Origin of the sequence: Streptomyces sp. NPDC059256, assembly GCF_042753785.1 — a bacterium.
Classification (GTDB): Bacteria; Actinomycetota; Actinomycetes; order Streptomycetales; family Streptomycetaceae; genus Streptomyces.
Genome location: NZ_JBHYZO010000004.1, coordinates 460,061 through 472,271 on the forward strand (window position 1 = coordinate 460,061; position 12,211 = coordinate 472,271).

Annotated in this window: 13 protein-coding genes; 5 read left to right on the top strand and 8 right to left on the bottom strand. The window is 69.0% G+C overall.

The genetic code is table 11. The annotated features are described in order from the left end of the window. Positions 1 to 205: 205 nt before the first annotated feature. Positions 206 to 637, bottom strand: coding sequence for a hypothetical protein (locus tag ACFXJL_RS13485; RefSeq protein WP_358880002.1), 432 nt, complete (start codon positions 635 to 637; stop codon positions 206 to 208). 210 nt (positions 638 to 847) lie between these two features. Between ACFXJL_RS13485 and ACFXJL_RS13490 the strand changes: the two genes are divergently transcribed. Continuing rightward, positions 848 to 1,693: a MurR/RpiR family transcriptional regulator gene (locus ACFXJL_RS13490; protein WP_384691967.1), complete on the top strand. Its 846-nt coding sequence runs from the start codon at positions 848 to 850 to the stop codon at positions 1,691 to 1,693. A 272-nt stretch (positions 1,694 to 1,965) separates the two neighbouring features. Continuing rightward, on the top strand, positions 1,966 to 2,526 hold the full coding sequence (locus ACFXJL_RS13495; protein WP_384691970.1) for a hypothetical protein: 561 nt from the start codon (positions 1,966 to 1,968) through the stop codon (positions 2,524 to 2,526). 95 nt (positions 2,527 to 2,621) lie between these two features. Here the strand turns inward: ACFXJL_RS13495 and ACFXJL_RS13500 are convergent, their stop codons facing one another. The 4 genes from ACFXJL_RS13500 to ACFXJL_RS13515 form a co-directional block, all read right to left on the bottom strand. Continuing rightward, a complete protein-coding gene (locus ACFXJL_RS13500; protein WP_358880005.1) occupies positions 2,622 to 2,996 on the bottom strand; it encodes a hypothetical protein in 375 nt (124 codons plus the stop codon). Between the two features lie 130 nt (positions 2,997 to 3,126). Next, positions 3,127 to 3,546, bottom strand: coding sequence for a roadblock/LC7 domain-containing protein (locus tag ACFXJL_RS13505; protein ID WP_384691973.1), 420 nt, complete (start codon positions 3,544 to 3,546; stop codon positions 3,127 to 3,129). A 38-nt stretch (positions 3,547 to 3,584) separates the two neighbouring features. Beyond that, entirely contained in the window at positions 3,585 to 4,421 is an 837-nt protein-coding gene (locus tag ACFXJL_RS13510; RefSeq protein ID WP_384640293.1) for a transcriptional regulator, read from the bottom strand. Beyond that, complete coding sequence (locus tag ACFXJL_RS13515) at positions 4,418 to 4,879, bottom strand: hypothetical protein (RefSeq protein ID WP_384691977.1); 462 nt, start codon at positions 4,877 to 4,879, stop codon at positions 4,418 to 4,420. The genes ACFXJL_RS13510 and ACFXJL_RS13515 overlap by 4 nt, the downstream gene beginning before the upstream one ends. Positions 4,880 to 5,079: 200 nt before the next feature. Between ACFXJL_RS13515 and ACFXJL_RS13520 the strand changes: the two genes are divergently transcribed. Continuing rightward, on the top strand, positions 5,080 to 6,360 hold the full coding sequence (locus ACFXJL_RS13520) for an IS701 family transposase (RefSeq protein WP_384691980.1): 1,281 nt from the start codon (positions 5,080 to 5,082) through the stop codon (positions 6,358 to 6,360). A 365-nt stretch (positions 6,361 to 6,725) separates the two neighbouring features. Here ACFXJL_RS13520 and ACFXJL_RS13525 read toward each other — a convergent pair whose 3' ends face one another. After that, a complete protein-coding gene (locus tag ACFXJL_RS13525) occupies positions 6,726 to 8,105 on the bottom strand; it encodes an APC family permease (protein WP_358880009.1) in 1,380 nt (459 codons plus the stop codon). A gap of 268 nt (positions 8,106 to 8,373) precedes the next feature. Here ACFXJL_RS13525 and ACFXJL_RS13530 point away from each other — a divergent pair, with 268 nt between their 5' ends. Further along, entirely contained in the window at positions 8,374 to 9,150 is a 777-nt protein-coding gene (locus ACFXJL_RS13530) for a DUF5984 family protein (protein ID WP_384692147.1), read from the top strand. Positions 9,151 to 9,388: 238 nt separating this feature from the next. Here ACFXJL_RS13530 and ACFXJL_RS13535 read toward each other — a convergent pair whose 3' ends face one another. Next, the gene (locus tag ACFXJL_RS13535; protein ID WP_384640297.1) at positions 9,389 to 9,859 is read right to left on the bottom strand and encodes an SRPBCC family protein; all 471 of its coding nucleotides are present in this window, start codon (positions 9,857 to 9,859) and stop codon (positions 9,389 to 9,391) included. Positions 9,860 to 10,101: 242 nt separating this feature from the next. Here ACFXJL_RS13535 and ACFXJL_RS13540 point away from each other — a divergent pair, with 242 nt between their 5' ends. Further along, a complete protein-coding gene (locus ACFXJL_RS13540) occupies positions 10,102 to 10,677 on the top strand; it encodes an anthrone oxygenase family protein (protein WP_384691984.1) in 576 nt (191 codons plus the stop codon). Between the two features lie 108 nt (positions 10,678 to 10,785). On the opposite strand, the gene ACFXJL_RS13545 is transcribed toward ACFXJL_RS13540, so the two are convergent. Next, on the bottom strand, positions 10,786 to 12,099 hold the full coding sequence (locus tag ACFXJL_RS13545) for a diaminopimelate decarboxylase (protein ID WP_384691987.1): 1,314 nt from the start codon (positions 12,097 to 12,099) through the stop codon (positions 10,786 to 10,788). Positions 12,100 to 12,211 lie beyond the last annotated feature (112 nt).

Genomic DNA, 12,211 nt, shown 5'->3' on the forward strand with positions numbered 1-12,211 from the left:
AGTGGTGGCTCACGAACGGCGTCGTGGATCCGGAGCGGCTCCCGGCTCGACGGCGTCGTGGACGCGGGTCCGGCCCTCACCAGGCCCGTGTCCCCACGGGGATCGCCGGTCCCGCCCCCCGGCCGGCGGCCGGGGGTGCGGCGATCCCCGTGTCAGTCGTACCGGCGGCCACTCAGAGCAGGCACGACCTCCGGGGGTCCGGGGCTCACTCCTCCCACTCGGAGTGCCCCTCGTCCTTCGCGCGGCGCTTGCGCGACCAGGAGAAGCCCCCCGACGCATGGACGAAGTTCACTCCCACGATGCCGGTCCACGTCACGATCAGCCCGGGCAGACCGGCGTTCACCACGCCGATCGCGGACAGCGGCACCGCCAGGATCATGGTGATGATGCCGTAGCCGAACCGCTCCCCGAAGTTGGGGTCGGCCGGCTGCTGGGGCGGGCGGACCCCGCGCGCCACCGACATCTGCTGCTCGGCGAGCTGACGTCGCACTCGACGGTCCACCGTGCCGTCGAGGCGTTGCTCGACCTTCTCCAGAAACGATTCGACGAGGGCGGAGTCATAGTCTTCGCCGAGTTCGCGGCGGGCGTGCAAGGTGGCGTCGAGCTCCTTCTTGAGCTCAGGGTCACGGGCATCCATACCTCGTCACGCTACGGGCGCGGACCGCTCACGTCAGTGGGGCTATCCCCACTGTTTCGCGCCCCGAGGATCCGGAGCGACCGGATCCAGGCCGTGGCGTGCCGCCCTGACCGATGATGGGACCGTCAGGGTCCGGCTCCCCGACCACCAGCAGACGACGACGGACCCAAGGAGTGCAGAGGCGATGACAGGCGCGACGAAGAGGACGGCATGAGCGACACCCCCGCCACCCGGCTGCAAGAGCTGTTCGAGGGGCATCGACTCACCCCCACCCAGCGGCGCATCGCCCACCACATGGTGCGCAGGGCGGCGGACGTGCCGTTCCTCTCCAGTGTGGAACTCGCCGAGCTCGCCGGAGTCAGCCAGCCGTCCGTCACCCGTTTCGCGGTCGCCCTCGGCTTCGACGGCTACCCGGCACTGCGCCGGCACCTGCGCGAGATCACCCCACCCGGGCGACCGGCCACCACCACGGTCGATGACGCACCGAACGAGTACCAGCAGGCCGTGCAGGCCGAGATCGAGAACCTGCGCCAACTCTCCGACCTGCTCGCCGACCCGGCGCCCGTCGAACGCGCCGGCAGGCTCCTCGCCGCATCCCGGCCACTGCCGGTCCTCGGACTGCGCGCGGCCTCCGCCCAGGCCCACGGCTTCGCCTACTTCGCCAGCAAGGTCCACCCGGACGTACGCCTGCTGGACCAGGCCGGGAGTCTGCTCGCCGACCGCATCGACTCCTCACTGCGCGCGGGCGCGGACGTCCTGCTCTGCTTCGCACTGCCCCGCCACCCCAAGGAGGTCGTGGAGGCGCTGGCGTACGCACGCTCCCGCGGACTGACGGTGGTGACGGTCGCCGACTCCGCGTTCGCCCCGGTCGCCGAACACAGCGATCTGCTCATCCCGGCGGCGGTCGGCACGGGCTTCTCCTTCGACACCGCCTGCGCCCCGATGCTGCTCGGCAGGGTGCTGCTGGAAGCGATGTGCGACGCACTGCCCGATGCACAGGCCCGGTTGGAGGACTTCGACGCCCGGGCGGCGGCCCGAGGGCTCTTCGCCGAGTGATCGGCCGTGCGGATTCTCAGACGGCACTCAGAAAACGTCGCTAATCTCCGCGGCACAGCCGCCGCACGACACCGAGCCGGTCGCCCATGTTCCCGGCGCGTGACGGCAGCCTGGCGATGGGCAAACAACAGCTACAGCAGCAACGAACAACAACAGCAACGAGCAGCAACGAGCAGCACTGAACAACAACGACACACAACAACGACAACAACGACACACAACACCGAGCAACGGCAACGAGTAACAACAGGATCGACGGACGGAGTACGGAAGTGGGGCGCGGGGCGCAGTCGCTGGCAAGGGTCGCCGTGGTCGTACGGGCGGGGGCAGCGCCCCTGTGGTGGTCGGGACTGATCGCCGGGGGCATCGGGGTGCTGCTGCCCGGACTGACGGGACGGCGCATCGGCGTCCTGTCCGGGGCCGCCCTCTTTCTGATCGCGGCAGCCGTCACGGCCCTGCTGCGCCGCGGTCGCTATGCCCACTTCGCCGACTCCGCCACCCGCGCGGGCCGTACCGACATCCTCCAGGACCGTCGGGTGACCCTGCGGAACTGGCGCCGCGCGCATCGCTGGTACTGGGTGGCAGCGGTGGTCGCAGCCGTCGTCAGCTCCTTCGCCCTACCGGCCGCCGGCGGTCTGTTGCTCGCCGGAGCGGGTGCGGGGCTGTGGATGAAGGCGCTCTGGCTCGGCCGGCGCGAGCAGGACGCACAGAAGCTGCTGTGGCTGCGTACGGACTGGGCGGACGCCGGACCGGTGGGCAAGCGGGTCAAGGGCTTCCGTACGACGGGCATCGCCGCCGGGGACGCCGCGCCCGGTGGGGCGCGACGCCGCTAGGTCGTGTCTCACGCAGAGCGTCGGGCGGGACCATCAGACCCGGCCGGGGGCGTCCTGCGATGAGGGCCCCTTCGGCCGGACGTCTGCGGGGCCGATCAGATCTCCAACTCGCTCTCGATCTTCTTCAGCTGGTGGCGCGCCATCGCCAGGTTGGCGCGGTTCTTGTCGAGCGCCAGGTACAGGAAGAGACCGTCGGTCCCCCGCCCCCGCAGCAGCCGGATCAAGTGGTACTGGGTACCGAGGGTGATCAGGATGTCCTCGATGCCGTCCTTGAGACCCAACTGCTCCATCGTGCGGACCTTGGCGCGCACCACATCGGTGTTGCCCGCCGCTGCCACCTGGAGGTCGAGGTCCTTGCCGCCGCCTATCGTCCCCAGCGCCATTCCGCTGGTGTAGTCGACGAGGGCGGCGCCCAGGGCGCCTTCGATGAGGGTGGTCGCTTCCTTGAGGGCGGCTTCGGTGTTGGCCATGAGCTGTGTGCTTCCTTCCGGTTTTCGCTGCTACTGCTGGTGGTGCGGGGCGGTGATCCGTCGACGGCTCGAACCGTGCGGCGCACGCCCTTGGTGCCGATCGGTCCATGGGACCGGTTGATGGGATCGGTCAGGTGGCCTCCGGCCGTTCGAGTGCGCCGAGGGCGTCGTCGACCAGATCTCCGATGCGAGCACCGGAGCGCCGCGCCTCCAGATGGAGCCGGCCGACATTGATCCGAGGACCGGCCAGCAGGGCGAGCACCGCCGACGGACCGGCTCCGTAGATCCCGGTGTAACCGAGTTCGCCACGGATCAAGAGTTCGCGGAAGCCGCCCCGGCCACTGACCGCGCCGAGGTGCGAGGCCGCACCGAGGACGGAGATGGTCAACGACGCCAGTCGGTCCGCGTGTTCCTTGGACTCCTCCGGCGCATGGCCGGTGTCCGATGCCAGCACCACACCGTCCGTGCTGGCCGCCAGCGCTGCCGTCAGCTGAGGCATCCGGACCCGAAGGCGCCGCAGTTCGGCGAGGACATCGGCCTCGGTCGTCATCAGCTGTCTCCTTTCGGCACGTAGCCGGGTGGCGCGCCTCATGAGGTACGACGAGGGGCCTGGCGGGCGGCCGGCGAACTCGCCGGGACCTCCAGCGCTTCACGGATGCGGCGGAGCAGGGCGCTGTCCGGGGCAGTTGGCGGTTCGTGCGCCTGCGCCTGCTCCGGTTGCTGTGTCCCGTCGTCCGACGATGGGTGGGCCCCTGCCCCCGGTACGCCGGCCGTTGCGTCGATCAAGCCTTCGGCGGCGAGTCTGCGCACTTCGACCAGGGTGTTGAAGGCGGGCCGCCCCAACTCCCGGGCGATGGTCGGCGGTGTGCGTACCCCGTCGGCCAGTTCCAGGAGTGCGCGGCGGTGGGGGCTGATGGCGCGTCCGCGGTGCGGGCGTCGCCGTACGGGTGCGGTGTCCACCTCGGGGTGGGGCCAGATGGAGTTCAGCAGCCGTACGCGACGCATCGACTCGCGCTCGACCGCACTGGGCGACACCGGCCGCACCGGGCCCAACCAGTGGGTGACCCCGTAGCGGAACCGGGTTGCTCCACTGCGGGTGGCGAGGGTGAAGAAGGCTGCGTCGAAGAGTGTGCCGAGATGGCAGATCTCCAGTTCGCCGGCGGTGATGGCCCCGCTGTCGATGAGTTGGCGGGCGACCTGGCACCTGGCGCCCGCGGCGGCTATGGCGTCGTCCCAGTGGTCGGGGCGCAGCCGGCCGCTGGCGGCGGTGATGACGTCGAGTCCTGGGGCGGCGGCGGCTTCGGCATGGACTACCTGGCCATCGACGAGGTAGAGCGCCCCGTGGTCCCGTATCAACACTCCGGTGGCGCGCTCGTCGGTGAGTCGTCGGAGCATGGGGGAGACGACCGAGAGCCGGTTGTTCATCCGAGCACCAGCCGTTCGGCCAGGTCGCACATGCGGATACGGGCCAGGGCGAGATTGCCGAGGTCGCGATCGAGCCAGAGGTGGAGGCAGACGGTGCTGTCGAAGGCCGTGTCCACGAATCGCACCATGTGGTACCCGGTACGGGTGGTGAGGATGAGGTCCTCGACCAGGGGGCCGTCGTCCGCCGCGGCCCGAGGGAGGGGGGCCACCGTCGCCCCGTCCTCCGCCGGAGGCTCGCCCTCTGTCGGCTCCGGTACGGGCGTGGTCGCGGCGAACGCCGCGAACTCCGTGCTGAGTCGGGCCAGTTCGCTGGTCTCCGCCGCATTGCTCTCGTGGTCGCCGCCGGCTGCTTCTCCCACGCTGCCGAGGGCCAACCCCGTGGCCCAGTCCACGACGGAGGCGCCGCGTGCGCCTGGCACCAGCATGGCTTCCAGTAGGCACTCGTCTATTCCGGGCACTTGGCTCCCCCTTTCCCGCTTTTCCGCCCAGGTGTTCCGCGCACAGATGTACGGCGGCGGTGACCGGGAGGCTACGCTATGTGGTGGCCCCAGATGAGAGAACTTTCATTTTTCGCCGAGTTTGATCGAAAGTTGAATGAGTTCTATTAGGACTCCGTTAGGTCTTCCTGTCGGGCTTGTTCGGGAGCATGGTGGATGGTGTGGATGCCTATGAAGTAGAGCGTGTCCGGGCGGAGTTAGGTGTGTTCGTCGCCGATGTGTTCGCGTCGGTTCCGCGTCGGGACCAGCGGGCGAAGGGCGACTGCTACCTGCGGGGGCTGATGCTGGACGGCCGCCGCAAGTCCATCCAGGCCATGGCCGCCCGGCTGGCGGACGGCAACGAGCAGAACCTGCAGCAGTTCGTGAACCAGTCCACCTGGGACCCGGTACCGGTCCAGCGGCGGATCTGCGAGCGGATGCTCCCGCTGATCGACCCGGCAGTATGGATCATCGACGACGTGTCCGTGCCCAAGGACGGCCGTATGTCGGCCGGAGTGGCCCCGCAGTACTGCGGAGCGCTGGGCAAACGGGCCAACTGCCAGGTCGCGGTGACAGTCCACGCCGCAGCGGACACGGCGTCCTGTCCGCTGCAGTGGCGGCTGTTCCTGCCCTCGGAGTGGGACTCGGACGCTCACCGGCGCTCCCGGTGCCGCATCCCGCCCACAACCGGGCACCGGGAGAAGTGGCGCCTGGCCCTGGACATGCTCGACACCCTGGCCGCCTGGGACATGACACCGCCGGTCGTGGTGGCCGACGCCGCCTACGGCACCAACGCACACCTGCGGGCCGCGCTCGCCGAACGCTCCCTCGCCTATGTCCTGGCCGTCCGCCCGGACATCACGGCCCACCCCTTCGACGCCCAGCCCGTGGCACCACCCCGCAAGGGACCGGTCGGCTGCACGCCCCAGCCACGCTACCGGCAGCCCGCACCATCGCTCACCACCCTCGCCACCGGCCTGGGGCAGCACACGTTCACCACCCTGACCTGGCGGCAGGGCTCACGCCGGCCCCTGCGGTCACGGTTCGCCGCGGTGAGGGTGCGCCCCGCCGGCCACGCGGTCGAACGCCCGGTCAAAGCCGCCGCTTCCTCCACCCAGGGCTGGTGGGACGGAGTCCTGCCCGACTGCTGGCTCCTGGCCGAATGGCCCGCGCAAGCACCGGCGCCCACGGATTACTGGCTCTCCAACCTGCCGGCCGACACACCGATCGCCAAGCTGGTCCGCCTGGCAAAGGCCCGCTGGCGCATCGAGCACGACTACCGCGAACTCAAGCACGGCCTGGGCCTGGACCACTTCGAAGGCCGCTCCTGGGCCGGCTGGCACCACCACGTCACCCTCGTCACCGCGGCCCACGCCTTCCTCACCGAACAGCGCCTGTCCCCAAAAGCACCCACGCCGGTCTCACGCTCTACCAGGCCCTCGACACCCTCCAGGGCGTCCTGAGGTGCTGGACCGGCATCTGCACCACCTGCCAACAGCCCCTCCCCAGAAAACCACCCACAACACCAAGATCAAGACAGACCTAACGGAGTCCTACTATAAAGTTCGTGCACCACATACCCGTTTTTGGGGTCTTTCGGGTTCGGTGCGTGGCTTATTAGCTTCCGTCGGCTTCCGTTGGCATTGGGCGTGGTTGAGGTCACAGCCGTCGGATGGCCTCTCGGACTCGCCACTCGACGGCTCGCGGGCATGGAAAGAGGGGCCCGGCGCCTTCCGGACCCCTCAAAGCCATGACCAGTGCTTCAGTGACCACTGATTCAGCAGCCGTCAGCCGTCAGCCGTTGCTGTCACCTCTCACCTCTCGCCTGTCAGCCGTTGTCGGCGACGCCCTCGCCACGCGCCTTCAGCACGGCCTTGTTGACCGCCCACAGGGCGATGCCGATGGCCAGCAGCACGCCGGCCCGGATGTAGACCTCGGCATCCCGGTCGGCCAGCGGGCTGGCCAGGACCAGCGCGGTCACCGCACCGAGCACGGGCAGCGCGGTCGGAGTGCGGAAGTGCTTGTGGGCGACCCGGTCCCGACGCAGCACCAGGACCGCGATGTTGACCACGGCGAAGACGCAGAGCAGCAGGAAGGCCGTGGTGTCGCTGAGTCCCTCGATCTCACCGGTGGTCACCAGACCGATCGCGAGCACCGACACGAACACGATGCCGACGACGGGAGTACAGCGGCCGGGGAGCACCTTGCCCATGGCGCGCGGCAGGATGCCCTCGTTGGCCAGTCCGTAGCAGAGCCGCGAGGCCATCATGATGTTGATGAGAGCGGAGTTGGTGACCGCGAACAGGGCGATCAGGGCGAAGAGTTTGGGCGGGAAGTCCACGCCACCGGCCTTGACCACTTCCAGCAGTGGGCCGCTGGAACCCGCCAGGGTGCGATGGTCGACCAGGAGCGAGGAGACCAGCGCGACCAGCACATAGATGGTTCCGGTGACGGCGACCCCGATGAAGATCGCGCGGGGGAAGGTGCGGATCGGATCCTTCGTCTCCTCGGCCATGTTTACCGAGTCCTCGAAGCCGACGAAGGCGAAGAAGCCCAGGGCCGTTGCTCCCAACACGCTGGTGATCAGTGCGTATCCGGTGCCGGACGCTTCGAACTCGGTGAGCCGTGATGCCTCGCCGTCGCCCGAGAACACCGCCCATGCGCCGATGCCGAGGATGATGGCCAGTCCGCTGAGCTCGACGATCGTCAGCACCACATTGGCCTTCACCGACTCCGAGACACCGCGCAGATTGAGCGCCGCGAGGACGAGGATGAAGAGGATCGCGATGAGGGTGGCCGGGACCGCGTCGGTGAACTCCAGGAAGTAGTCACCACTGAACGCCCGCGCCGCGGCACTGGCCGACGCCAGGCCGGAGCACATCACCAGGAACGCGACGATGAAGGTGACGAACGGGACCTTGAACGCCTTCTGCGTGTACAACGCGGCACCCGCGGCCTTGGGGTACTTGCCGACCAGTTCCACGTACGAGGCCGCGGTGAGCACGGCGACGATGAAGCCGATGAGGAACGGAAGCCACAGGGCCCCGCCGACCTTGCCTGCGACCTTCCCGGTCGTTGCGTAGATTCCGGTGCCGAGGATGTCGCCGATCACGAACAGGATGAGCAGCTTCGGCCCGATGGCCCGCTTCAGCGGACCGTCGCCGCCCGGAACCTCGGTGGCTCTGGCGGTTTCGGATGCGGTGGTCATGGGCCTCTCTCCCGATCTCCTGGTGCGGTGTGGGAGGAGGTCTGCCCCCGAAGTCCCCTCTGATGCCTGGGGGATGTGCAGCTTCTGCGTTCGTTGTGTACCCCTCCTGTTCCTGACGAACGGGCGACGGATCTCTTCCGGCGGCTCTGGAAGGCGCCGTGGGAGTACGGGTGGGCACGGCCTGGTATCGGTTCTTCCGGCAACGCCCGGAGCGGGTGGGTTGCGGTGGGTTCGGGGGCTTGCGGCAGGCTGCCACACTCCTGTCGTGATGCGATTCCGATTCGAACTGCGACCGTTGGCGGATGTCCGGCCGTGGGGCGGGGAGAAACCCTCGCTGCACTGGTTCGGACTGACGGACGGCTGGTACTGGATCGAGGTGGGAGGCCACCAACTGCTGCGCTACTCGGATCGCACGCTGCATCGATGGGCGGCGAAGTTCGGCGCGGAGCGGGCGTTCCCCTATGCCGACTACTACGTGGCCCGTCTCTGGGAAGACGTGCTGGAGATGGTCCCGACGGTGTTGGAGCCGATCCCCGACGACCTCGTCAGCTTTGTGACGCGGGACCGGGACGACTGGCCGCGTGGTGACCGCACGCCGCAGGCGGAGACCGCGGAGCAGTGGCACGCCGAGCGTTCGATCTATCTCGGCCCCCTGCGCAACCCTCCCCACATCCGGTGGTGGCGGACGATCACCGAGGACGGCGATCTCGTCACCGTCGACTGGATGCACCGCCCTGATGCCGAGATCGAGTTCAGCTGCCCCCTGATGGGGCGGGTGGAGGTGCCGACCAGTGTGTTCGTCGACGCGGTCACCGCATTCGATCGAGCGCTGCTGGCCGCCATGGATCAGCGCATCCACGCACTGGAGACGACCGGACCGCCGGCCGGGGTCACCGTGGATCTGGACGCACTGCGTCAGGAACAACAGGAGCGGGCGCTCTGGCTGGGTCGGGCCAGGGCCTGTGAGGTGGTCACCGATGCGGACGCGGTCAGGCTGGGGGTCAGGGAACTGCTCGGTGGTGGTTGGAGTGGCCCCGCCGGTTGACGTCCGGTGAGCACAGCAGCACAGCAGCACAGCAACACGGGAGCACAGCCGCACGCGATACACCGGAGCGCGAGAGGGCGAGAGGGTTGAGCGAGGACGGGACCGCTGAGCGAGTACGAGTAGGGGGCGGACCCCGAGCGGGCACGTGTGAGGGTGGTGCTGGGTGCGGGGTGCGGGGTGCTGGGTGCTGGGTGCTGGGTGCTGAGTGTCGGGTGCCGGGTGTCAGGGCCTGGCCTGGTCAGACGCTGCCGTATCCCTGCTCGACCGCCGCCGCCACGTCCGCCAGATCCCGGCCGATCGTCTTGGCCACGGCTTTGGCGCCGATCGCCCCGAAGACCCTGGCGAGCAACCCACTCATCCCCGAGGGCGGCACCGCCGTGAACACCATCCGCACCTGTGTCTCCTCGGGCCCCACCTCCCGTAGGACGAACTCCGATGTGTAGTGGGCGCCTTGGGAGTCGGCCTCCACCACATACCGGAGCGGTGGCTCGCTGGACGTCACGTACATCTCTTCCGTCGCCTGTTTGCCCATGATGCGCCGGGTCTCCCGCCAGCGCGTCCCCACACCGAAGGGCCCTGGTGAGAGCACTTCGACCGCGTCCACTCCAGTGAGGACGACGGGTGCTCTCTCCAGGTCCGTCAGCGCGCGCCAGACCCGCTCTGCGGGGGCCGCGATCCGGCGCTCCACGACCACGCTTCTGTTCGCCATGACTCCAGGAAAGCAGTCGGCTGTGACAATCGCCCCCGGAGCGACGGCGGTGATGCTAAGCGGTCGCACGACCAGCCGGGCGCATGTCGCGGACGGGATGCCGGGCGACCTCCCAGGAGTCGCCCGGAGCCCTTCGAAGCAGCTAACTCTTACAGCCTTGTCAGGCATAACTGGGCAGCTATATCTTACGGGTGTGTAAGAGATCTTTGTGGGGGCTCTACCCCGCGCATACGGCAGGCACCGTGAACCCACTCCCCACGGCTGATCAGCAGCCCACACGATCCGCCCGCCCTCGCCCCCGCCGAACCCGGATCGCGGGAGCGGTCGATATGCGGGTCCGGCTCGTCCAGGGCCTCGCCCTGCTGTCCACCGGCACCCTCGCCGGCGCGTTCGGCTACGGTGCGGCCAATCTCGTACCCACCTTCAACGCCATACCGCTCGACATGAGGCTGTCCTTCCACTCCCAGCTGATGCAGATGAACGGCATCACCATGCAGGGCGCCATGGGCATCTCGGCGCTCAGCGCCCTTGTGCTCGCCGCCATGACGCATGGCCGCTCACGGCGATTGGCCGGCGGAGCGGGGCTCCTCGCCCTGGCGTCCTTCCTGATCACCCGTCTCGGCAATGTCCCCATCAACGGCCGCATCAAGCAGTGGGCGGCCACCTCGGCACCCGCCGACCACGCCGAGATCCTGGCCCGCTGGGAGGCGTTCAACCACGCACGCACGGGCGCCGCATTCGCGGCCTTCGCGCTGCTGATCCTTCTCTCCCTGCGCGGCGTCGAAGCCGGTCGGACCACGGCTGGGCGACAGCAGTAGCAACGTCGGCCTTCGCGACCACAACGGGCCGTGAAGACCGACGCCACACGCAAACCCCAACTCCGCTGTGCGCTGAGCGCCGCAGCCGGGGCGGTCGTACGACCGCCGCTACAGCAGCGACCCCGCGAGCCCCCCGCCCGACTCGGCCACGATCTCCGCCATGGTCTGCGGGGCGCGTACCAGCGAGAAGCGCACGGAGTCGGACTCCTCACCGTCCACCGCATAGCCGTGCACCCCGACCCGCGGCAGGCTGTTGTAGCCGTAGTGGTTGGAGAAGTAGTAGGCACCCGTGTCCAGGGCGGCCACCACATCACCCGGCTCCAGCAGCGGCAGCGGACGCCCCGCCGCGAGCAGGTCGCCGGCGAAGCACGCTGGCCCCGCCACGTCCTGCACGACCGGCTCGCCCGTCTTGGGCGACCCCTTGTCGTCGTAGGCGGCGATCCGCAGCGGCCAGGACGCCGGGTCGTAGACGGTACGGGTGGCCACCTGCACCCCCGCGTGCGTGACCGCGATCGGCCGGGAGCCGGACACCTTGGTGTACTCCACCCTGGCGAGGAAGAAGCCGTTCTTGGCGAGCAGCGAACGGCCGAACTCGGTCACCAGCCCGTAGCGCCCGTCCAGCAGTCCGGGCACCTGCTCCTTGAGGAGCTGTGCGTACTGCGCGAACGTCGGTGCCGTCTCGTCCGACGCGAAGTTGACGGGCAGCCCGCCGCCGATGTCGATGGTGGTGATCTGTTGCCGTCCGGCCGCCGCGTTGATCTCCTCGGCGAGACCGTGGACCTCCCGTACGCCGTCGATCATCCGGGCCAGCGGTATGCCCTGCGAGCCGGAGTGGGTGTGCAGCCTGGTCAGCCAGGGGCGGTCGAGGTAGGCGCGTACGACCGCGGCGCGTGCGCCTTCGTCCCGGAGCGCGATGCCGAACTTGGAGGTTGCCGTTGCCGTGGACAGTGCCTCGATGGAACCACCGCCGACCTGTGGATTGACCCGTATGCCAAGGGCTGAGGCGGTGCCCCCGGCCCAGGCGTCGAGCCGGGCCAGCTCCTGGGGGTTGTCCGCATTGACCGCGATGCCGAGGGTGAGCGCTTCGGCGAGTTCGGCGGGTGTCTTCGCGGGGGAGTCGAGGACGATGCGGTCCGCCGGCACCCCGGCCGCGCGGGCGAGCGCCAACTCTCCTGGACTCGCCACCTCCGCGCCGATGCCCTCGTCGTTCAACAGGGCGAGCACGGGTACGAGCGGTGCGGCCTTGACGGCGAACGCGTGCAGTACGGGGGCATCTGTCACGGCCGCGAACGCGGCGCGCAGAGCGGTGGCGGAGGCTCGGATGCCTGCGATGTCGAGGAGGGCGACCACCGGTTGTTCCTCGGTGAGGAGTCCCTGTTGGAGGGCGGCACGTACGGCGTGGTGACGACGGTCAACAGTCATTGCAATAGCCAATCATTCGGGTCGACCCCGGCGCATCTGTTGACTAGAGGTATTCATCTAGTCAGGATGTGAATAGCGGACACAACATTGGTCGTCGCGGCCATGAGGAGGC

Coding starts and splice junctions, on each gene's coding strand:
- ACFXJL_RS13500 (WP_358880005.1), bottom strand. CDS start 2,996: ATGGCCAACACCGAAGCCGCCCTCAAGGAAGCGACCACCCTCATCGAA.
- ACFXJL_RS13545 (WP_384691987.1), bottom strand. CDS start 12,099: ATGACTGTTGACCGTCGTCACCACGCCGTACGTGCCGCCCTCCAACAG.
- ACFXJL_RS13535 (WP_384640297.1), bottom strand. CDS start 9,859: ATGGCGAACAGAAGCGTGGTCGTGGAGCGCCGGATCGCGGCCCCCGCA.
- ACFXJL_RS13490 (WP_384691967.1), top strand. CDS start 848: ATGAGCGACACCCCCGCCACCCGGCTGCAAGAGCTGTTCGAGGGGCAT.
- ACFXJL_RS13510 (WP_384640293.1), bottom strand. CDS start 4,421: ATGAACAACCGGCTCTCGGTCGTCTCCCCCATGCTCCGACGACTCACC.
- ACFXJL_RS13485 (WP_358880002.1), bottom strand. CDS start 637: ATGGATGCCCGTGACCCTGAGCTCAAGAAGGAGCTCGACGCCACCTTG.
- ACFXJL_RS13530 (WP_384692147.1), top strand. CDS start 8,374: ATGCGATTCCGATTCGAACTGCGACCGTTGGCGGATGTCCGGCCGTGG.
- ACFXJL_RS13525 (WP_358880009.1), bottom strand. CDS start 8,105: ATGACCACCGCATCCGAAACCGCCAGAGCCACCGAGGTTCCGGGCGGC.
- ACFXJL_RS13505 (WP_384691973.1), bottom strand. CDS start 3,546: ATGACGACCGAGGCCGATGTCCTCGCCGAACTGCGGCGCCTTCGGGTC.